At 43.6% G+C, this 21,502-nt stretch carries 20 protein-coding genes and 5 pseudogenes; 7 read left to right on the forward strand and 18 right to left on the reverse strand.

Annotation, left to right across the window (positions count from 1 at the left end):
• The first annotated feature begins 264 nt into the window (after positions 1 to 264).
• Positions 265 to 1,668, forward strand: coding sequence for a Si-specific NAD(P)(+) transhydrogenase (gene sthA, locus CCS41_RS11475; protein ID WP_072551086.1), 1,404 nt, complete (start codon positions 265 to 267; stop codon positions 1,666 to 1,668).
• Between the two features lie 102 nt (positions 1,669 to 1,770).
• Here sthA and hofC read toward each other — a convergent pair whose 3' ends face one another.
• The 3 genes from hofC to ppdD are packed head-to-tail and all read right to left on the reverse strand — an operon-like array spanning position 1,771 to position 5,001.
• Positions 1,771 to 2,988, reverse strand: a complete 1,218-nt coding sequence (gene hofC, locus CCS41_RS11480) for a protein transport protein HofC (RefSeq protein WP_072551085.1) — start codon at positions 2,986 to 2,988, stop codon at positions 1,771 to 1,773.
• A complete protein-coding gene (gspE, locus tag CCS41_RS11485; protein WP_072551089.1) occupies positions 2,966 to 4,522 on the reverse strand; it encodes a type II secretion system protein GspE in 1,557 nt (518 codons plus the stop codon). The genes hofC and gspE overlap by 23 nt, the downstream gene beginning before the upstream one ends.
• 35 nt (positions 4,523 to 4,557) lie before the next feature.
• Positions 4,558 to 5,001, reverse strand: a complete 444-nt coding sequence (ppdD, locus tag CCS41_RS11490) for a prepilin peptidase-dependent pilin (RefSeq protein WP_072551084.1) — start codon at positions 4,999 to 5,001, stop codon at positions 4,558 to 4,560.
• A gap of 402 nt (positions 5,002 to 5,403) precedes the next feature.
• Here ppdD and CCS41_RS11495 point away from each other — a divergent pair.
• Positions 5,404 to 6,227 (forward strand): IS5 family transposase gene (locus tag CCS41_RS11495; protein ID WP_240313754.1). Its coding sequence is split into 2 segments (ribosomal slippage): positions 5,404 to 5,791 and positions 5,791 to 6,227, totalling 825 coding nucleotides; the frame shifts between segments, so codons are not numbered across the junction.
• 25 nt (positions 6,228 to 6,252) lie between these two features.
• Here the strand turns inward: CCS41_RS11495 and CCS41_RS17790 are convergent.
• Positions 6,253 to 6,619: pseudogene (locus tag CCS41_RS17790) on the reverse strand (transposase); the annotation flags it as partial.
• Between the two features lie 110 nt (positions 6,620 to 6,729).
• Here CCS41_RS17790 and CCS41_RS11505 point away from each other — a divergent pair.
• The 3 genes and pseudogenes from CCS41_RS11505 to CCS41_RS11515 form a co-directional block, all read left to right on the forward strand.
• A pseudogene (locus CCS41_RS11505) lies at positions 6,730 to 7,019 on the forward strand (IS110 family transposase); the annotation flags it as partial.
• Positions 7,020 to 7,076: 57 nt separating this feature from the next.
• A complete protein-coding gene (locus tag CCS41_RS11510; RefSeq protein WP_119797584.1) occupies positions 7,077 to 8,099 on the forward strand; it encodes an IS630 family transposase in 1,023 nt (340 codons plus the stop codon).
• Between the two features lie 16 nt (positions 8,100 to 8,115).
• Positions 8,116 to 8,247: pseudogene (locus CCS41_RS11515) on the forward strand (IS110 family transposase); the annotation flags it as partial.
• Positions 8,248 to 8,546: 299 nt separating this feature from the next.
• Here the strand turns inward: CCS41_RS11515 and nadC are convergent.
• Complete coding sequence (gene nadC / locus CCS41_RS11520) at positions 8,547 to 9,473, reverse strand: carboxylating nicotinate-nucleotide diphosphorylase (RefSeq protein WP_072550753.1); 927 nt, start codon at positions 9,471 to 9,473, stop codon at positions 8,547 to 8,549.
• A gap of 40 nt (positions 9,474 to 9,513) precedes the next feature.
• The gene (locus CCS41_RS11525) at positions 9,514 to 10,281 is read right to left on the reverse strand and encodes a DedA family protein (protein ID WP_072550752.1); all 768 of its coding nucleotides are present in this window, start codon (positions 10,279 to 10,281) and stop codon (positions 9,514 to 9,516) included.
• Positions 10,282 to 10,776: 495 nt separating this feature from the next.
• Here CCS41_RS11525 and ruvB point away from each other — a divergent pair.
• Positions 10,777 to 11,780 (forward strand): annotated as a pseudogene (ruvB, locus tag CCS41_RS11530) (Holliday junction branch migration DNA helicase RuvB).
• Between the two features lie 177 nt (positions 11,781 to 11,957).
• Here ruvB and CCS41_RS11535 read toward each other — a convergent pair.
• From CCS41_RS11535 to kdsD, 12 genes and pseudogenes are all read right to left on the reverse strand, one after another.
• A complete protein-coding gene (locus CCS41_RS11535) occupies positions 11,958 to 12,350 on the reverse strand; it encodes a RidA family protein (protein WP_072550750.1) in 393 nt (130 codons plus the stop codon).
• A gap of 44 nt (positions 12,351 to 12,394) precedes the next feature.
• A complete protein-coding gene (pyrB, locus tag CCS41_RS11540; RefSeq protein WP_072550749.1) occupies positions 12,395 to 13,324 on the reverse strand; it encodes an aspartate carbamoyltransferase in 930 nt (309 codons plus the stop codon).
• Between the two features lie 72 nt (positions 13,325 to 13,396).
• Positions 13,397 to 13,681: a PTS phosphocarrier protein NPr gene (gene npr / locus CCS41_RS11545; protein ID WP_072550748.1), complete on the reverse strand. Its 285-nt coding sequence runs from the start codon at positions 13,679 to 13,681 to the stop codon at positions 13,397 to 13,399.
• Positions 13,681 to 14,577 (reverse strand): RNase adapter RapZ, encoded by an 897-nt coding sequence (gene rapZ, locus CCS41_RS11550; protein ID WP_072550747.1) that lies wholly within the window; start codon positions 14,575 to 14,577, stop codon positions 13,681 to 13,683. The genes npr and rapZ overlap by 1 nt, the downstream gene beginning before the upstream one ends.
• Positions 14,578 to 14,595: 18 nt before the next feature.
• On the reverse strand, positions 14,596 to 15,084 hold the full coding sequence (ptsN, locus tag CCS41_RS11555; RefSeq protein ID WP_072550755.1) for a PTS IIA-like nitrogen regulatory protein PtsN: 489 nt from the start codon (positions 15,082 to 15,084) through the stop codon (positions 14,596 to 14,598).
• A gap of 133 nt (positions 15,085 to 15,217) precedes the next feature.
• On the reverse strand, positions 15,218 to 15,514 hold the full coding sequence (gene hpf, locus CCS41_RS11560; RefSeq protein ID WP_072550746.1) for a ribosome hibernation promoting factor: 297 nt from the start codon (positions 15,512 to 15,514) through the stop codon (positions 15,218 to 15,220).
• 23 nt (positions 15,515 to 15,537) lie between these two features.
• Positions 15,538 to 16,971 (reverse strand): RNA polymerase factor sigma-54, encoded by a 1,434-nt coding sequence (rpoN, locus tag CCS41_RS11565; protein WP_072550745.1) that lies wholly within the window; start codon positions 16,969 to 16,971, stop codon positions 15,538 to 15,540.
• Positions 16,972 to 17,060: 89 nt separating this feature from the next.
• Positions 17,061 to 17,786: an LPS export ABC transporter ATP-binding protein gene (gene lptB, locus CCS41_RS11570; RefSeq protein WP_072550744.1), complete on the reverse strand. Its 726-nt coding sequence runs from the start codon at positions 17,784 to 17,786 to the stop codon at positions 17,061 to 17,063.
• A gap of 6 nt (positions 17,787 to 17,792) precedes the next feature.
• Positions 17,793 to 18,353, reverse strand: a complete 561-nt coding sequence (gene lptA / locus CCS41_RS11575) for a lipopolysaccharide ABC transporter substrate-binding protein LptA (protein ID WP_072550743.1) — start codon at positions 18,351 to 18,353, stop codon at positions 17,793 to 17,795.
• Entirely contained in the window at positions 18,337 to 18,957 is a 621-nt protein-coding gene (gene lptC, locus CCS41_RS11580) for an LPS export ABC transporter periplasmic protein LptC (RefSeq protein WP_072550742.1), read from the reverse strand. The genes lptA and lptC overlap by 17 nt, the downstream gene beginning before the upstream one ends.
• Before the next feature lie 11 nt (positions 18,958 to 18,968).
• Positions 18,969 to 19,511: a 3-deoxy-manno-octulosonate-8-phosphatase KdsC gene (kdsC, locus tag CCS41_RS11585; protein WP_072550741.1), complete on the reverse strand. Its 543-nt coding sequence runs from the start codon at positions 19,509 to 19,511 to the stop codon at positions 18,969 to 18,971.
• Positions 19,512 to 19,611: 100 nt separating this feature from the next.
• Positions 19,612 to 20,597 (reverse strand): annotated as a pseudogene (gene kdsD, locus CCS41_RS11590) (arabinose-5-phosphate isomerase KdsD).
• Between the two features lie 391 nt (positions 20,598 to 20,988).
• On the opposite strand from kdsD, the gene CCS41_RS11595 reads away from it, so the two are divergent.
• Positions 20,989 to 21,408 carry an ester cyclase gene (locus CCS41_RS11595; protein WP_162860066.1) on the forward strand — a complete coding sequence of 140 codons (420 nt, stop codon included), beginning with the start codon at positions 20,989 to 20,991 and terminating at the stop codon, positions 21,406 to 21,408.
• The last annotated feature ends 94 nt before the right edge of the window (positions 21,409 to 21,502 follow it).

The following is a 21,502-nucleotide window of genomic DNA, read 5'->3' on the forward strand; positions in this document are numbered from 1 at the left end:
TATATGGCCAGATCTGTTGTGAAACCTACATTATTGGGGCTGGTTGCACTTATTGTGTTACTCCAGCAGTACGTCTATAGATAACGCAGAATTTGCAGTACGTAGTAGGTTTTGCAAGAAATCTAATGAACTCTGCGTTGTGCGGTGCTCGTAAGTATACTTCGCAAAAAAGATCATAGTGAAAAAGCCAATAGATAGTTGGGTTATAAATAAGATAGTGTTAGCATCGGGCGGCAATCTTGTCTGAAAATAGGTTTTTGCCACATGCAACAGCATTCCCATTTTGATGCCATCGTTATTGGTTCGGGTCCTGGCGGTGAGAGTGCCGCAATGGGGCTAGCTAAACAAGGCGCTCGTGTCGCCGTTATTGAACGTTACCACAATGTCGGCGGTGGATGTACCCATTGGGGGACCATTCCTTCTAAAGCGTTACGTCACGCGGTTAGCCGTATTATCGAATTCAACCAGAATCCGTTGTACAACGATAATCTACGTACCATCACATCATCCTCCTTCTCTCATATTTTGCGTCATGCTGAACGAGTCATTGAACAACAAGTTCGTATGCGTCAGAGCTTTTATGATCGTAATGGTTGTCAGATTTTCTTTGGTAATGCTAGCTTCATCGATGCAAATACGCTAAGGGTAAGCTCCGAGGGCACTTCTGAAATTCTTTGCGCCAAGAATATTGTGATCGCGACAGGGTCGCGACCTTATCATCCCGTAGACGTTGATTTTACGCATTCACGTATTTACGACAGTGATACTATCCTGAAACTTGAGCACAAGCCAAGCAACATCATTATCTACGGTGCTGGGGTGATCGGCTGTGAATATGCTTCTATCTTCCGCGGATTAAATGTCAAAGTAGATTTGATCAACACTCGCAGTCATTTACTCGCTTTTCTCGATCAGGAAGTGTCAAAGGCCCTTTCCTGCCATTTTTCAAGTAATGGTGTGGTAGTGCGTTATAACGAAGAATTTGAAAAAATAGAAGGTACTGCAGATAGCGTGATCGTTCATTTAAAATCCGGCAAAAAAATGAAAGCGGATTGTTTACTCTACGCCAATGGTCGTACTGGGAATACCGATGATCTAGGGTTGGAAAATATCGGTTTAAAAGCGGATAGCCGAGGTTTACTTAAAGTTAACAGTATGTGCCAAACGGCCCTTTCTCATATATGTGCTGTGGGTGATGTGATTGGTTATCCAAGTTTAGCATCGGCGGCTTACGACCAAGGACGTATTGCCGCACAGGTATTGATTTGTGGTGAAGCCAAAGCTCGTTTGATCAAAAACATTCCAACAGGAATTTACACTATTCCTGAAATTAGTTCCGTTGGTCAGACTGAGCAACAGCTTACGGAAGATAAAATACCTTACGAAGTGGGGTGTGCACAGTTTAAGCATCTCGCCAGAGCACAAATTGTCGGTATGGACGTTGGAAGTTTAAAGATATTATTTCATAGAGAGAATAAGCAAATTCTCGGTATTCACTGCTTTGGCGAGCGGGCTGCCGAAATTATTCATATTGGACAGGCTATTATGGAACAAAAAGGAGAAAATAATACTATCGAATATTTCGTTAATACTACTTTCAATTATCCGACTATGGCAGAAGCCTACCGTGTGGCTGCACTCAATGGCCTCAACCGTCTGTTTGAATAATATAATTGAACCCATAAATTCATTGTAGAATTTACAATTAGACCTCTTGTATAACCTGCTGCGTGGTGTGAATTTGACTAGCAAAATACTTCGGTAACAGATTTATTCCATAATATTGCCCAATTGAAATATAGGTAAGTACATAGCAATAACTAACACGCCGACAATGGTACCGACGACTAGCATCAATATTGGCTCCAGCATCTGGGTCAGGCTATCAGCTAATTCTTGAGTTTGTTGTTGGTGCCAATAGGCGAGTTTTTCTAATAGCAAGTCTAAAGAACCCGATTCCTCTCCAACACGGATCAATTGTTGGCATAACGGTGGGAATAATGGACGAGAGGAATATAAATTATATTGGGATAAAGCATGGTGTAGCGGGGTTCCTTGAACGATCTGTTGATAAATCCCGTAGATCGCTTGCTGATAAAAAAAATTATTCACCGATAATGCCGCCGCTTGTAGACCTGCGGCCAGTGTTAAACCCGAGATCTGAGTCATAGCCAGTGTCTGAAATATTTGACCTAAGCAGTTACCACGGATCAATGCGGAGAAAAAGGGTAAGCGTAATAAGCAAGCTTGCTCTCGTTGTCGCCAATGTGGGATTTTTCTCAATTTACGGCAGTAGCCCACGCCCATGACGGTCAATAGTAAAATCACATATAACCCGTAACCTATTAGCATGTCGGATAAAAAAAGCAGCCCACGGGTCAGTAAAGGTAAGGGGGCTGCAAATGATTGATAGATTTCTGCGAATTGCGGTAATACTATCACCAGCATAACAATACTGACCAATAAGGTGATAACGCAAACAAATAGAGGATATCTCAATGCTTTAGAGACTTTTTTTTGTAACTGCTGCTGCTGTTCCTGCTGCTCTGCCAATCGTGAGCAACATTGATCTAAATTACCCGTCAGTTCTCCTACAGCGATCAGTTGACAATATAACGCGGGAAAGATTTGTGGGTAATGGCCAATAGCCTCAGAAAATGACAGCCCTTGGATAACTTTTTGACTTATTTCATGTAACAAGCAACGCCAAGCGGGGGCTTCAGCTTCTTTGGCTAAAAGCTGTAGGCTATTTACTAAGGGTAAACTTGATTGCAAAAGGGTGGCTAATTGGCGAGTGATAGTTGTTAGATGCTCTCCTTGCCAATAGCTATCGGCAATACGTTTACCTGATTTTATACTGATGGGTTGTAAACCATGTTTGATGATATGTTCGTAGACAGCCGTTTTTTCTGTCGCTAAAAAGATATCCTCTTGCAAATATCCATTTTTATTAATCGCCTGCCATCTATATAAGCGACGGGAATTCATTTATTGGTCTCCATTGCGGCAAAATATCTACAACACGATTAATTTCCTTAATGGTAGTGATCCCTTGATCAACCAATGTTAATCCTGCTGTTAGTAAAGTGATATTCCCTTGCTGTTGTGCGATTTCTGCTAATTGAGAGGGATCAAATTGTTGAACCAGAGCTTGTCTGATCTCTCGGGTAACAGTTAGCATTTCATACACACCAATACGGCCATAGTAGCCGGCACAACAATGCTCACATCCTATAGCTAGCCAATTATCTAGTGGCGTCGGCCAGATATTGGCAGGGTAATACATTGGCGCTGCCGGTTGTTTGCAACGTAAACAGAGACGGCGTACTAGACGTTGTGCAATGACTAATTTCAGGCAGGATGCAAGCAGATAACCTGGCACATCCATTTGCATGAGCCGTGTCAAAGTATCAGCAGTAGAGTTAGTGTGTAGGGTAGATAATACCAGATGACCCGTTTGAGCCGCTTTTACTGCAATCTCTGCGGTTTCATTGTCACGAATTTCACCAATCATGATGACATCGGGATCCTGACGCAGTAAGGTTCGTAGAATACGTGAAAAATCTAAGCCGATCCTATTATTAGTCTGACTTTGATTTATGCCTTCAACAGGGATCTCAACGGGATCTTCAACGCTACAGATGTTTTTTTGTTCGTGATCAAGTTGTAATAGGCTACTGTACAGGGTAACTGTTTTACCGCTACCTGTTGGTCCCGTTACCAATATGAGTCCCTGAGGCGAAGACAATACCTGTATCAATTTTTCGCGTGCATCATTTGTCATCCCTAGCTGTTCTAAATCAGGTTGCTGTTGGGAGTGAAGAATGCGTAGTACGATTTTTTCACCGTATTGGGTTGGTAATATGGCAATACGCATCGAATAACGCAAATTATCCATTTGTAATGCAAATTGGCCGTCTTGTGGTAGCCGTCTTTCTGCAATATTTAGTTGAGCCATGACTTTCAAACAGGCGCTAATGCGGGGGATTAATTCATCTGTGGGAGAATTTGTCTCTTGCAACACACCATCAATACGCAAACGAACACGATAATGATGCTGATAAGGTTCAAAATGGATATCAGAAGCCCTTTTTTGAATAGCGATACGTAGTGTCTGGTTAATAAACTGAATAACAGGAGTATCACTTTCTTTATTCAGAGAGGTTTCTTCATCGGTAGAAAAATCACGCGGCGATATATGACTTTTCAACACTAATGGTTCGGTCTCTGGTGGTAACTTTTCTGCGGTGTCAGAAAAATAAGTGGCATCAACAGAGGACTCTGAAGCTCTTACTTGACCTCGTGGGAGCCATTGACGAAGAGTTTGCTCAATTTTCGCTTCTGGCCAGTGTTCCACTTTGATTTTACGTCCACAAGCAAAGCGTAGCGCCGTTAACAATTCATCATTGGCGTTATTAGCCATGGCAATAGTTAGCGTTTTTTTGTCAATAGTCAGCGCGATAGCTTTATAACGTTCACAAAGTGAATGTAACTCTGCGCTGATTATCCCGCAGGGAGTCATCAGATAATCTATCACTTTAAAATAGCCTTGTTATTTTAAAGAAAACGGAAAACAGCTTTACAGCTATCCACGATAGATGTACTTGTGCTTGTACAGGTACGAGCCCAGCTTAATCCATCGCTACTATTTTTCGTCGGTGTCATAACGATAGTAAGCCCATCAAGTAATTGCTGGCCCGATAATGTAATAATACCTCGAGTGATTTCTATGGTCTTTACATAACGTGTTGTTTGTGCAGCAGGAATACCGTTAACACCGGTATTACATCCGGCTACCGAATTCTTTTCGAAGAAACAAAGCTCAATAGCCGTTTTATAGGAAATGATTGCTTGTAACATGTCTGTGAGCGCGGCTTTTTGGACATAGCGTTGATAGGATGGGATCCCTATGCTGCTGAGAACAGCAATGATAGCGACAGCAACCATCAGTTCAATAAGAGTAAAGCCACGTTGTTGATAAATCACTGGTTGATAAGTCATTTACATGCACTCCTCTACTGTGCCTTAGAACTCAGGTAGCATGCAGGTTTTTCATCGTTATCGACAGAGACAGGGCATAAATTTGCAAAGTGTATTGCCGAAAATTTTCAGTGTTTACCAAGAATACATTGCTAAGTGTGGTAGGACTCGCAAAACAAAAAAGTCATCATGCAATGGCTAGCCACTGTCAAAAATATTGCGCTATTATTAAGCTGATGGGGTAAGGAGACTATTAGACCTCTTCGGAAACTATAGCAGGCGCCATGTAACGTGATCACTTTTGTTAATAAATATTAATTAATATCAATATGTTATTTCTAATTTTCATAATCAACTGATACGGCGCCTGCTATAGCATTCATGTAGGAATGTTGTTAAAAATCTCCTGAACAAGGAGCCCCCATGAAATATGAACAAATAAAGGTATTGGAAGAGGAAAAATTTCGGCGCTTAACCGGAGTTAAACGCAGTACATTTGAAAAGGTGATAAAGATATTGAATGAAGCAGATAAATGTAAGCAAGGGAAAGGAGGTCGGAAACCCAAGCTGGGTTTAGAAGATCGCTTATTAATGGCCCTTGAGTATCTACGGGAATATCGCACTTATTTTCATGTTAGCCGAAGCGATGGGGTGAGTGAGAGCACCTGCTATGAAACGATTAAATGGATAGAAAATACGCTAATAAAGCATCCTGATTTTGCACTCTCTGGACGCAAAGCTTTATTAAAAAGTGATAGGGAGTATGAGCTCGTTCTTATTGATGCCACAGAAACGCCGATTGAACGTCCCAAAAAAAACAAAAGCAGTTTTACTCAGGAAAAAAGAAACGACCCACCTTAAAAACCCAAGTGATCGTCGATAAAAAAAGCAAAGCAGTCATCTGTACAAGCGTTACTCATGGGAGGCGTCATGATTTTAGGTTGTTCAAAGAGTCTGGCGTGCGAATACATCCTGAAATCAAAACAGTGACAGATACAGGTTACCAAGGGCTTGGCAAGATCCATTCAAACTCGGCGTTGCCTAAGAAAAAGACAAAGAAAAATCCCTTAACAAAAGAAGATAAACGCAACAATCGTGAGTTATCAAGCCAGCGTGTATTAAACGAAAATGTCATTGGTATGATTAAACGATTTAAAATCGTATCAGATCGTTATCGAAACAGGCGAAAACGTTTTGGATTACGATTTAATCTGATTGCAGCAATTTATAACATGGAAATTAGATAAATCAGAGTTTCCGAAGAGGTCTATTTTATAATTCGACGATATTCGAACAGTTCACCGCTAATTTGGGTTTGGATGGAATAAGACAGTAAGCCACAATGCCACCGAGTAAATTGACGAGAAAATTCTGGGGGAACGATGATGAGTATGCTCTATTTGACACATATTTTTAATTGATCAAAAACGGTTTCAACCAATGAACGTTGACGTAATAAGGCCGTGTCAAACTCCGTGTGCTCAATGGGTTTCATGTTGCTACGAACGCGAGTGATCAATGCCATCACTTTTTCTTTCAGCTGTTGTAACAGTGTCTTAGAGATATCCCCTTTGTCTGTGTAAAGCTGGCAAAAAAGACCAGAAATGAGGTCGAGTACAGGTTCCCTGTCGTCTACATGAATGTCAGTGCAAGTGGCAAAAAGGATTTGTGAACCCTTACTGGCCTACGGCACCATAGTGCCCACAAATGGAAGCGTTAACGCTTCCGGCAAACGAAAAGGTTCACCCCATGAAATTTACACCGATAAGTGTTGATATTGCAAAATATGTGATGCAGTTGCACTGGGTTGATATTCATACCGACGAAGTGATTGACAAACCCATCAGTCGGGATTCGTTTCTCGAGTACTTTGCCAATCGGAGCCCTGCCTGATTGGCATGGAAGCGTGCGGAGGCGCTCACCACTGGGCACGTGAACTCGGTAAACTGGGGCATAAAGTCAAATTCATGCCGGGCGAATTTGTTAAAGCCTTTGTCATCGGTAACAAAAACGATGTCATGGATGCACGGGCTATCTATACCCGTGATCAATGAAGATGCTTGATTTTGAAGTCGATAAGGATCATGCTCATAGCCATGAAAATAGAGCTGACTGCTGACCAGAAAATTACCCTCGAAGCCCAACATCGTCAAAGCCATGACCGCCGTGTCTGTGACAGGATCCGGTGTGTTTTGTTGTCCGCAGACGGCTGGACTCCCCTTATGATTGCTCACTCACAGCTCATTAATGAAACCACGGTGCGGCGCCACCTTACAGACTATCATAAACTCAACAAGCTCAAGCCTGAAAATGGCGGCTCCGATGGCTATCTCAATGCGGAACAGACCACGTCGCTGGTTGAACATCTCACCCAGCAGCTCTACCACCACAATCACCAAATTGTGGCCTATATCGCTGGACGCTGGAACATCACCTTTACCGTATCAGGTCTGTATAAAGGGTTGAAGCAGCATGGCTTTAGCTATAAAAAGCCGAAAGGTGTTCCGCATAAATTTGCCGTTGAGAAACAGCCGCAATTTATAAAGACCTACAGCGAATTGAAAGACGCCGCGGGTAATGACCCCATACTGTTTATTGATGCCGTTCATCCGACACAAACCACCAAAATAAGCTACGGCTGGATACGAAAAGGCCAGGATAAAACGATAGAGACCACCGGGAGCAGAACGCGGTTGAATATCATGGGAGCCTTGAACATCCAGAATGTGGCTAACCCCATAATCCGTGATGATGAGACGATTAACAGCGAAAATGTGGTTCACTTCCTGTCTGCCATTCGCGCGCATTATCCCATCACGACAACGGCACATGTGATCCTCGAGGGTGCAGGCTATCACCGTTCACAGCTTGTGCAAGACGCCGCGCTTACGTTGAATATCCAGCTTCATTACCTTCCGCCGTATAGCCCGAATCTAAACCCGATAGAGCGATTGTGGAAGGTGATGAATGAGCAAACACGAAACAATAGATATTACCCATCTAAACAGAGTTTTAAGAACGATATCTTAAACTTCTTTGAGGTGAAGCTACCACAAATGGCAAGTTCTCTGGTATCTCGCTTAAACGATAATTTCCAGGCGCTAAATCCTGCATCTTGATTTCACTTGGGTATAGATGGCGGGGCAACAACCGGGTAAAGAAGTCACGGTGAAATTAGAAAGTCAGCAGTCGATACTAGCATTGCATAAAATGCGTCGCCAGTTGGTGAAATTTCGCACCGCGCAGATTAACTGTTTGCACGGCCTATGATTGGAGTAGGGTGAAACGCTCAGAAAGGGCCATGCAACCCTGGAGCAGGCAATACCTGAGGTATTTGAGTGAAAGGTTGTCGTTATTTCTGGTGTAAAAATTAAACGTTCACCAAAGGACAAGGTGAATGCTGAAAGGTTGCGCAGGCAGCTGGAAGAGATGACAAAGACAGGCCGGACCGAGACGCGCTAAACCTGAATGACGTGATGAGTTTAAAGCTTGTCCACTAAACTGGTATCTTTGACTTCGAGCACTCGCCGTGGTTTTGCAAGAAATCTATTCTATGATGAGGGGTTTTAGGATGGGTGGGATGTTGAGTGAAAACGCATAGAGAGGTCTAATGCATGAATGTGTTTAGTTAATGCACCGACAGAGATATAGTCAATACCAGTTTGAGCATAGTTTGGCAGATTGGCTAACGTTATGTTGCCAGAGACTTCTAACGGGGTGGATTTATTGAGTGTTTTCTTTATAGAAACCGCTTCACAGATATCCTCGATTTTAAAGTTATCTAGCATAATAATATCGGCTTTGGTAGCCAAGGCTTGCCGTAGCTGAGTCAAAGATTCTACTTCGACTTCAATAGGAACACCAGGTTGTAGCATTATGGCTTTATCAACTGCATCTTGGATTGAATCGGCAGCGATAATGTGATTTTCTTTGATCAGAAAAGCATCGGATAAGCCCAGTCGATGGTTTTTACCACCACCACAGAGTACGGCGTATTTTAGTGCGCTACGTAAACCAGGAATCGTTTTCCGTGTGTCTAGTAATTGAGTGGAGGATTTAACCTTAGTCAATACTTTGACATAACGGCTGACTTCTGTCGCGACACCCGACAGAGTTTGCAAAAAATTTAATGCTGTGCGTTCACCTGTTAGCAGAGTACGAGCAGATCCGTGCAAGTGGCAAAGTGTTTGGTTGGCTATTAATACTTCTCCATCAGCGGTCAACCATTCCACTGTAACCTTGCTATCCAATTGAGTGAATACTTCGTTTAGCCACCGCTGCCCACAAAAAATGCCGGCTTCGCGGGTGATAATGCTAGCAGAAGCCTGTTTATTTGTAGGGAGCAATTGGGCGGTCAGATCCCGCCCAGTATCAATTGTACCACCGAGATCTTCGTGCAGTGCTTGGGTAACAGTAAGGGGAATATCTCGTTGAATTTGTTCTTGGAGCGCGGTACAGCGGTTGTGGGCGAAACGGGCGTTGCGTGTCGGCATAGTAAACTCCGATAGTGACGAATGGATAATTTATCAGATGTCAACTCGTTAACACCTGCCACAAAAGGTGGCGATAAATTGGCATCAGTGGTTGCTGATATAAGCAAACAAAGCTGGCAACAGCCGCGGATGCTACCACGATAGTTAGCCAACGTAAACGGGTGCGTGGCAGCCAGGCGCTAAGGCGATCAACCCGATGTTTACCATGTCGCCGCCAACGCCATCCCAGCCACGCTGCTAACCAGATTAGTAGCACCACGGAAAACAGTAGCCATTTAAATATCAGGCTATGAGTGTTATTGGCGATTTCAAACGCTACACCGGCCAGTATTCCAGGAAAAAGGTAGACCGGAGGCCAAGTGAGACAAGCAATGATATTAGGTGAAGCAAATTTAAGCGGGGGTAGCGCTAACATTCCGGCAATCATGGGTACCAACGGACGGCTTGGCCCAATAAAACGTCCAAGTAGTATTGTCGCCATACTGTGCTGGTATAACGCGTGTTCTGTTTTATCCAATAATGATTGACGCTTTTTCAGGAAAGACCAACGATGCAGAGGTTGTTTAAACACTCGACCAAGTAAATAAGACGCCCAGTCACCAAGTAGGCAACCAATACAACTTGCCACCCAGGCAGGGTAAAATCCTATGTGACCATTGCCGATTAACACACCGATGCTGGTCATCATTACGGTACCCGGTAATAACAGACCAATCAGTGCTAAAGACTCAAGAAAAGTCACAAATACGATGATAAGTAAGGTGAAAGCCAAAGATTGTGTCAATAAATGTTGCAAATAGGCTTCCATAAATTTATCCATTATTGGGTCGTAGGTTAGATCAATAATCTGGGTTGGGCGAAAACGCGCAGTTTATTCTTTGTATACAACAAAGGGAGTCAATGAGCATGTTGAGCTCGTTTTTGACGAATTACTTGACTAAAACACGGCAAGCACAAAAGATGTGTCGAACAGGTTCTTACAACCGGTTTTACAGGTGCTCATTATACTGTACGAGGAGACGCTTTGAAAAAAATTATTCGGCTCGGGGTGACTGTGATTCAGAGCCGCCAGGTAAAAAAGTGTACTACCCAACTTAGTGGTTGTATCATCCAGGGTCGTTCAATAGACTTTTTGCAAAACCTACTACGTGCTGCAAATTCTGCGTTACGCGGTGCTCGCAATCCTCATGTACTCGGGTGTACGCAGCGGTTGCTGCGCTCCAGGTGCCTTGACTTCACATAACGAACGACGGCTTTGCAAGAAGTCTAATCTTGTATGTAACATGAGAAATAAAGGTAAAAAATGATCGAAGCAGATCGCTTGATTTCGGCTAGCGTGGTAAACGATGAAGAAATTGTTGATCGGGCAATCCGCCCTAAACTTTTGACTGAGTATATTGGGCAATCGCATGTCAAAGAGCAAATGGAAATCTTTATTCAGGCAGCAAGACAACGCGGCGATGCTTTAGATCATCTGTTGATATTTGGTCCTCCGGGTTTGGGTAAAACTACACTAGCCAATATTGTCGCTAATGAGATGGGAGTCAATCTTCGTACTACCTCGGGGCCGGTATTGGAAAAAGCAGGTGATTTAGCTGCCATGCTCACTAATCTGGAACCACATGATGTGCTCTTTATTGATGAAATTCATCGTTTATCACCGGTGGTGGAAGAAATTCTCTATCCGGCAATGGAAGATTATCAGTTAGATATTATGATCGGTGAAGGTCCAGCTGCGCGTTCAATCAAACTGGATTTACCTCCATTCACATTAATTGGGGCGACGACCCGAGCAGGTTCGCTCACTTCACCATTGCGTGACCGATTTGGTATTGTGCAACGGCTAGAATTTTATCAAGTCGCCGATTTGGAACGCATTGTTGCCCGTAGTGCCTGTTGTTTAAGATTGGAATTGAGCTTGGAAGGGGCGCATCAGTTGGCACGGCGTTCTAGAGGGACACCACGTATTACCAACCGTTTGTTGCGCCGTGTTCGTGATTTCGCTGAAGTTAAGGCTAACGGTGTTATTGACGGTGATGTGGCGACCAAAGCGTTAGATATGCTTAATGTCGATGTAGAAGGTTTCGACTATATGGATCGAAAGTTGTTGTTAGCGATTATTGATAAGTTTACGGGGGGCCTGTAGGGCTGGATAATTTAGCAGCGGCGATCGGTGAAGAACGTGAAACCATCGAAGACGTGCTAGAACCCTATCTTATTCAGCAAGGTTTTATCCAACGTACTCCTCGTGGCAGGATAGCTACCCATCATGCTTATCGGCATTTTGGTATTGTGCGTGAAGAATAGCCACAATAGACTTCTTGTAGAACCGTAGTTTGTTATGCGAAGCAAGGTACCTGGAGCGCAGTAACTGCGTGGTACACGCGAGCACATGAGGACTGCGGGCACCAAGTAACGCTGAATTTGCAGCACGTGGTTTTGCGGCAAGGAGTAGGTTTTGTAAGAAGTCTAATGAGTGGATTGTCACGTTCGTACAGCAATGGCTTCAATTTCTATTTTCGCATCTTTAGGCAAGCGTGCAACTTCAACACAGGAACGCGCAGGAAAGGGGGCATGATGCTCGATGAAAAAAGATTCGTAACTGGCATTAACTGCAGAAAAATCATTCAAGTCTTTAACGAATACCGTTGTTTTAACAATATCAGCAACGGTTAGCCCTGCTTCTTCGACAATAGCTTTGACATTTTCGAGCGATTGACGAGTCTGCGCGATTATGTTGTCTGGAATAATCCCGGTGTCAGGATTAATCGGTAGCTGACCGGAGGTAATGACGATATTGCCTAGATCAACGCCTTGGACATAAGGACCAATCGCCTCAGAGGCTTGTTGGGTATTGATGGTGCGTTGTGATGACATGTTGACTCCTAATCGATAAAATGGGGAAAGGGGTAAATTCGTTGTTAAAGTGCTAATTCAGTGTTTAATATCAACGCCAGTAGCGCTTGCCGGGCAAAAATACCGTTACCTGCTTGTTGAAAGTAATAGGCATAAGGGGTTTTATCCACGTCAATACTGATTTCACCGATGCGTGGCAGTGGATGTAATACCTTCAGGTTATGACGTACTGTAGTGAGATCGGATGCTTGCAGCACAAATGGGGTTTCGACGTTGGCATACTCTGATGTGCTTAGGCGTTCTCTCTGCACTCGGGTTATATACAGTATATCTAACTGCGGCAGTATTTCTTCAAGGTGGGCATGTGAGCTATAAGCGATCCCTTTTTCTTCCAACATTTTCAAAATGTGGTCAGGCATTGCCAGCGTCTCTGGAGCAACAAAAAAGAGGCGATTGCCACAGAATTTCGCCAGGGCCTGTGTGAGAGAATGTACTGTACGACCGTATTTTAAGTCCCCCACGATGGCGATATTCAGCTTATCCAGACGCGCTTGTGTTTCTTTAATAGTAAATAAATCTAGCAAGGTTTGGGTCGGATGTTGGTTGGAGCCATCACCTGCATTTATGATGGGTATACCATTAGAACATTCCATCGCCAAATGTGCGCTGCCTTCTTGCGGATGGCGAATCACAACCGCATCAACGTAGGTACAAATAATACGTAGGGTATCAGCGAGTGTTTCTCCTTTATCCAAAGAAGTATTGTTGCTGGAGAAACCTACTACAGAACCTCCCAAACGATGGATGGCGGTTTCAAAGGATAAACGGGTACGGGTGGAGGCTTCAAAAAAACAACTGGCGATGACGTTGTGTTTCAGTAGATCAGGCTGCGGTTTACTCTTCAGTTCTCCTGCAGTATGGATGATCAATTCCAGCTCTGCACGGCTCAGATCCTGTATTGAAATGACATTTTTGCGATACAGCGGATTGGCCATTCTTTATTCTCCTGTATGCTAACCGATGTGCCGGCTACCTAATCTAAAGAGGGTGAGGGAAAAACGTAGCCTCTAATCTTCATCAAAGCCAGAATTAAATAGTTCAATAACCGCTTCTAATGCTTCAATTTCATCTGGGCCACTGACCTCAATCTCAATTTCACCGTCTTTGGCTGAATCTAACATTAATAGTGCTATCACACTATTGGCTTCTGCCTCGATACAGGATTTATCATTACGCATACTCCGCAATATAACTTTGGACTTAAACTTCTGCACCCGGTCGAATAATTTCATTGCAGGTCTGGCGTGCATCCCTAGTTTGTTTTTTATTTTGACTTTTTGTTTTACCGTCATTATTTTCGTTTTTCCAAAGTGCGATGACGCGATTGAACATGTTTTCCTCGGGAACGGAAATAATCCGCCAATTGTTCAGTGATATAGACTGAACGATGTTTACCACCGGTGCAACCAATAGCGATGGTCAAATAACTGCGGTTATTGGCTTCTAGCATTGGCAAACATGTCTCCAGATAGCTACGGGTTTGATAAATAAAATTATGTATCTCAACATGACGTGCCAAAAAAGCGACTACGGGTTTGTCCAGACCGGTCATTGGGCGTAGTTTCGGATCCCAGTGCGGATTGGGTAAGAAGCGCACATCGAAAACATAATCTGCATCGATTGGCAAACCGTGTTTAAAACCAAAGGATTCAAAGACGATGGTAAGTTCACGTTCACGTTTGCCGATCAGGCGAGCGCGTAGTATGTTGGCTAGCTCGTGTACTGACATTTCAGAGGTGTCGATCACCAGATCAGCTCGTGAACGCAAAGACTCCAGTAGCGTACTCTCTTGAGCAATTGCGTTTTCCAGGGATAGATCTTCATCTGCTAGCGAGCGGGTGTGCTCTATTTCCAAGGATGAATTTCTATCTAATAGCGGATGCTGGCGCCGCGTATCGCTGTAACGTCGGATCAGTGTCTTATTATCGGCATCCAAAAACAGCAACTGTGGGGAAAAACATGCAGGCAGTTGTTCCATCACAGATTTAAATACCTCGGGCGATTCAGGCATGTTACGCACGTCAATACTTACCGCAGCAGGCTTCTTCCTTTCGACAAGTATCTCTGCCAACTGCGGTAGCAGCACTACGGGCAAGTTATCGACACAATAAAAGCCCATGTCTTCCAATGCACGTAAGGCGAAAGACTTTCCTGAACCGGAACGGCCACTGATAATCACAAGTACCATGTGGTAATATCCCCATTATCAGGGCTTTTCCTGAGGCGGCTCGGTGATGATTTGATAAAGCTCCTCATCACTTTCAACCGTACGTAAAGCACGACACACGGCCCTATCGGCTAATTTATTGGCGACCAAAGATAACGTGTGTAGGTGGATTTTACATTGATCTGCCGGCACCAGCAAAGCGAATAACAGATCAACGGGTTGGTTATCAGTGGATTCGAAGGCGATGGGCTGCTTAAGGCGAATAAATACACCGACAGCACGTAATGTATCTTCTTTTAATTTTCCATGTGGGATAGCAATACCATTACCAATCCCTGTACTGCCTAAACGTTCACGTGTTAACAGCGCGTCAAAGACAACCTGCGTTTGTAGGCCTAGCTGTTTGGCGGCCAGCTCACTGATAATTTCTAAAGCCCGTTTTTTGCTTGAACACTCTTCGGGGCTTTGGATCTTAGTGCATTCGACATTGAGTACCGAGTGCAGTTGCATTGTATAATCGTCGATCATTTCATCTTTCACTTAAGCGCTGTTCCATCCTGATGTTGTGGCTTCCGTACGGGATTAATCAGACTCTTGCATCCACCAAGAGTCGTGAAATTGACTACTGTAAGCATCGCTCATGGCGATCTCGAACAGGTTCTTAATGTTTTTTTAATTTGTCTTTATGTTTTCTAAGCTGACGGGTCAGTTTATCGATCAGTGTGTCAATTGCTGCATACATATCTTCCTGCTCTGAGGTGGCACGTAGATTCCCACCATGCACATGTACCGTTGCCTCTGCGATCTGTTGCACTTTTTCTACGCTTAGGGTCACGTATATTTGCTGAATATAGTCAGAATATTGTTCAAATTTGGCCAGCTTGTTAAATTTTGTGGTGACAAACTTGCGCAGTGAATCAGTAATCTCTATGTTATGTCCGGTTATATTGAGCTGCATACTGTCTTCCTTCTCAATTTAAATTAAATCAATTGTTTACGTTGATTTGACGGGGGTATGGATAATGATTCTCTATATTTTGCAACAGTGCGCCGAGCCACGATAATACCCTGTTCACATAGCGACAGGGTTAATTTACTGTCACTGAGTGGCTTGGCAGGATCCTCTGCCGCTACCAACTTTTTCACCAACGCTCGAATTGCCGTAGAAGAGGCTTCACCTCCACTTTCGGTATTCACGTGACTGGAGAAGAAGTACTTTAACTCAAAAATACCTCGAGGGCTGTGAAGAAATTTTTGAGTGGTAACACGGGATATCGTTGATTCATGCATATCCACGGTATGGGCGATATCAGCCAGCACCATTGGTTTCATGAATTCTTCACCGTTTTCAAAAAATTCAATCTGTTGATCGACAATACAACGAGCGACTTTCAATAACGTTTCATGGCGGCTTTCTAAACTTTTTATCAACCATCTTGCCTCTTGTAGATTACTACGAATAAACTGATTATCGTTATCGTTAAGTACACTGCCACTCATAGCAGCATAATGCTGATTGATTTTTAAGCGTGGCAAACTATCAGCATTCAACTCCACCGCCCAGCTATTACCCTCTTTACGTACGATAATATCTGGGATCACATACTCAGATGTGCTGCTACTAATCGACTGCCCTGGACGTGGATCCAACGATTGGATCAGGGCGATGGCTTCTTTAAGTACCTGTTCTTTTAGTCGACTTAAACGGATCATGGTACGGAAATCGCGATTACCCAATAAATCGAGATAATTGCTGACGATTAAACGCGCTTCGATCAGATAAGGCGTGTCTTTGGCGTACTGCGAGAGCTGTACGGATAAACACTCACGTAAATCACGTGCCGCAACACCAATAGGATCAAAATGTTGCATCCTTTTTAACACGACTTCCACTTCATCGAGGGTCAGTTCGGGATTTCCGGTACTTTCAAGCACATCCTCCAGTGGTACGGTAAGGTATCCGGTTTCGTCTACCGCATCAACAATAGAGGTGGCGATGGCGGTATCGGTGTCTGAAAAAGGGGTTAAAGCCACCTGCCACATGAGGTAATCTTGCAGGCTTTGAGTGGTTTCCCCTTGATAAACGGGCAAATCATCATCACTGTAGTCATTACGCATGCTCGACGGGGTGTTGGCGGTGTAAATTTCGTCCCAGGTTGTATCTAGCGGCAATTCTTCGGGTATCTCATTTTGTTCTAGCGCTTCGCACGTATCCTGATCGATAGAATCGATAATTTCTTTTGTGTCAATTTCCTGATGAATATCGGTTTGCTCTAGCAGAGGATTGCTTTCCAACATCTGTTGTACTTCTTGTTGCAGTTCAAGCGTCGAAAGCTGCAACAGACGGATTGCCTGTTGGAGTTGTGGGGTCATCGCCAATTGCTGGCCGAGACGGAGTTGCAAACCTTGCTTCATAATGCTGGATCAATGTTCCTCAAATGAATATCGCACCCAAGTGACTCGTTACTCGCTTTAGAGACGGTATAAGTCAAGGGTTGTTTAAATCAGAGGCGAAATTCAGCGCCTAAATAAACCCGTTTAACCTGCTCGTCCGCTAAAATTTTCTGTGGTGTACCGTGCGCGATAAGATGTCCCTGGCTGACGATATAGGCTCGCTTACAGACATCCAGTGTTTCACGTACATTGTGATCGGTAATCAAAACACCCAAACCACTATCACGCAATTGTTTGATAATTTTTTTGATATCAATAACCGAAATAGGATCGACACCGGCGAAGGGTTCATCAAGCAAAATAAACTTAGGATCAGCTGCCAACGCCCGGGCGATTTCGACTCGGCGACGTTCTCCACCAGATAGCGATTGGCCTAGACTATCGCGTAAATGAGAGATGTGGAACTCTTCCATCAACGCTTCCGCTTGCTCTTTACGTTGCTGTGGCGACAGGTCTTTACGAATTTCTAACACCGCCATTAGATTATAGTAAACGCTCAGACGGCGAAAAATAGAGGCTTCCTGTGGCAAATAACCGATACCACGTCGAGCGCGTTCGTGCAAAGGCAGCAAACTGATATCTTCTTCATCTATCAGAATATGTCCGGCATCGAGAGGCACCATGCCGACGACCATATAAAAAGTCGTTGTCTTACCGGCCCCATTGGGACCTAATAGGCCCACAATTTCACCTGAGTTTACTGTCAAACTCACGTCTTTAACGACGCTACGGCCTTTATAAGACTTGGCTACATTTTTTGCGATCAAGCTTGCCATAACGTGTTATTTACCCTTTTTAAGATCTGGTGTTTTAGACCCTTTGTCCTGTAACTGAGCGGGTAATAATACGGTAGTTACACGCTTACCCTTATCACTAAATGCTTCCATTTGCTGTTTATCGACTAAATAAGTAATACGATCAGCTTTAATATCACTATCCAACTGTTTTAGATAAGCATTACCTGTTAACACCAGCAATTGGTTAGCAAGCTCATAACGTAGTTTTTGACCATGACCGCTTACCGCTTTACCGTTATCCTGCATTTGATAAAAAGTGACCGGATCAGCAAAACCTTCAACCACCGTTTTATTTTGGTCTCCACTAGGGTGAGTCACCACAACCTTATCGGCTTTGATCTCAATAGAACCTTGCGTGATGATCACATTATCGGTAAACGTTGAAACATTATTGGGTATATCTAACGATTGTTTATCGGATGTAATATTAATCGGCTGCTCATTGTCGTTGGTTAATGCCAAGGCGGGCGGCAAGTTGACGGCTAAAAGTGAAATTGAAAATAGGCTAGCAAGTAAAATGTTATGGATCTTATTTTTGGATTTCATAATAGGTCTTAACCTTCTCGATCAGTTCTGCGGTCTGACTGCGTAAATTTCCGCGCATTTTCATACCATTGGCAGTAAACCCAATGCCATACAGGGTAACTTCATCATCGGAGGAAACGTCCTGATTGATTAAGTTAATCTGAGCATTATTGGTTTCAATTTTTTGCAGTTGTGAGTTCGCCGTTAAACTATTAACCTCAACATGACCGTACAGATAGAGTATCTTATCATCGGTGAGTTTGGCGCGATCAGCTTTTATCATCCAGCTGCCCACTGCGTTTTCATCAAACAGCGTCATTACTGGCTGGCTAAACCAGGTAACGGGCTGGCTCGTCACGTTTGGTGTTGCGTTACGAGCGTGATTATCAGCATTATCATCGACATAATCATGAGCATAGTTTTGTGCATCTTTCGCCACCAATTTGTAATGTAGTTTACCATCTGGATGATACACAGTAGTAACCGTCTGCTGACTTTGATAAGTGGGTTGATCATTGTCAATATCACTTGGTTTTCGCCGCTGATTAATGCCGGAATTGTAGCCAATCAGCACTAAAACGATAATAGCCAGTAGCAGCGTTACCCCGATCCTTATTTTACTCATATCGACAATTTTTATGCTCCCTCAAGCTTCTCATTAGCCAACAAGATGAGATCGCATAGCTCGCGTACTGCTCCATAACCGCCGGCAAGGTGAGTGACATAGTGTGCGTTAGCCAACAATCTAGGATGCGCATTTGCCACGGCAACGGATAAACCCACTTCTTTCATTACAGGCCAGTCAATCAAATCATCACCAATATAAACGACTTCTTCAGGTTTGCAGTCAAGTATGGTTAACAGCTCATTATAGGCGACACGCTTATCTTCTTGACCTTGGTAAACGTGAGCAATTTTCAACATTTTTGCTCGATCTTCCACCAGTTGGGTAGAGCCCGCGGTTATAATAGCAACTTCAATACCACAGTTTTTTAAACAACGGATACCATAACCATCATGGACATGAAAAGCTTTCAGTTCTTCACCTTGGTTCCCCATATACAATAAACCATTTGATAGTACACCATCGACATCACAAATCAGTAAACGGATATTGGCAGCACGTTTAACAATCTCTTGTTGTACGTCTCCGTAGTCGGTATGTATAAATTTATTCATTGACCTATGTCCTTAGAATCTATTCCAAGTTATTGTGTTGGCTAACAATTTTGCAAAAAGTCTCTTCACGACGATTTCTAATAGGTGCTTGAACCGGTTGCTATACAACCCCCGCTTTTAGCATGTCATGCATGTGCACTATGCCCAATAAGGTATCACCCTCAGCCACCAATAAACCGGTGATACTGCGTGCCTGCATGAGGTTGAGGGCATCCACCGCCAGTATATTCGCGCCGACACGTATGCCGCCTCGGGTCATAACGTCAGCAATTTTGGCGTCATTGAGATTAATATCCATATCAAATACTCGCCGTAAATCACCATCGGTAAAGATTCCTTCAATTGTCATCAAATTATTACAGATAACGGTTAAACCGAGTTTTTTGCGCGTAATTTCCAGCAATGCGTCACGCAATAATGCATCGGAGTCAACATACGGGATTTGATCGCCAGTATGCATAATATCACTGACACGTAATAGCAGTTTTCGTCCAAGGGTTCCCCCGGATGAGAACGCGCAAAATCCTCCCGGGTAAAATCACGTGCCTCTAACAATGCTACGGCGAGTGCATCACCCATAACCAGCGTAGCGGTGGTGCTGGTAGTCGGTGCTAGTCCCAGCGGGCAAGCTTCTTCTGCTACTTTAATACACAGATGGATATCTGATACTTTACCAATGCGGCTGTCAGGATTACTGCTCATACAAATAAGGGGGATATGTTGGCGTTTTAGCATTGGGATCAGGGACAGCATTTCATCGGATTCACCAGAATTTGAAATGGCTAGAACAATATCTCCTGAACCTACCATGCCAAGATCACCGTGACCGGCTTCCGTGGGATGGACGAAAAAAGCGGGAGTGCCGGTGCTAGCGAGAGTCGCTGCTATTTTTCTGCCAATGTGGCCTGATTTACCTACTCCCATCACGACAATTTTGCCACGACACTGGAAAATTTTTTCACAGGCACGGGAGAAATCTTCGTTGATATATTGATCGAGCTGTGCCAGCGCGTTGCGCTCAACCTCTAATACTCTTTTCCCGGCTTGTTGGAAATGAGTACCCTGTGGTAATTCAACGTTGGACATACTTGATTCCTACTCGTTTTTAGCGTTTTTAGCACTAAGCTTCGATTTTATAAGCACACAATTCTAAAGAGCAAGAAACAACACTGCAAGGTAAACAATAATTCCACGTAATGATAGAATTTTTGCCACATAACAGATTTTATTTTTTTCACATTTTCGCAAGTTAAACTGGGTGTGAACGGTAGTTTAAAGCAGACCGTCGATTTCGCACGCGGAGTTAACCGTTTTCGTCCATAATAAAGCGGCGATAAATCTGTATAGGAAACTCGGATTTTCGCCAAGAGATATGTCGACATTAACCATGATAATGAGCAAATCTATTCTATGATTAATGCTTGCCTTGGCGTGGTATAAATATGTTTTCAGTGTAAATAGTGAGTATAAAAATATCATGGATAAACAAGATATTGCTGTCGCGGAGAAATGGTTCGAGGAGTTTTGGGAGAAAGGAAATGCTTCAATTGTTGACGAATTGGCTATTGACAAGGTGTTGCTTTGCTACCCGTTGACGGGAAAGCTGTCCGGCAAAGAAGCGTTGAAAGAAAAGATCCTCGCTTTTCATCGTGTTTTTACCCGCAGTCATTTTGAACTGGTTGATAAGTGTGTAGGTGATGACAAAGTGGTTGCTCGCTGGCAAGCCAGTGCTACCTATACGGGGAAGTTTGGTGACTTACCTGAGGCCAAGGATAAAAAAATTAAATTTAGCGGCATTTCCATTTTGCAGATTGTTGACGGTAAGGTTGTTGTAGATAGAGGAGAAGAAGATCGACTGGCGATACTGCAACAGATAGCGTCACAGACAGTGCCGTAACTAGACTTCTTGCATAACCTGCTGCGTGGTGTGAGGAAGTCAGATGAATAAAAATAGCCGAAGGAGGTATTTTTTTCCTCCTTTGGCGGATTAA

This window comes from Candidatus Fukatsuia symbiotica, from assembly GCF_003122425.1.
In the GTDB taxonomy this organism is placed as follows: Bacteria; Pseudomonadota; Gammaproteobacteria; order Enterobacterales; family Enterobacteriaceae; genus Fukatsuia; species Fukatsuia symbiotica.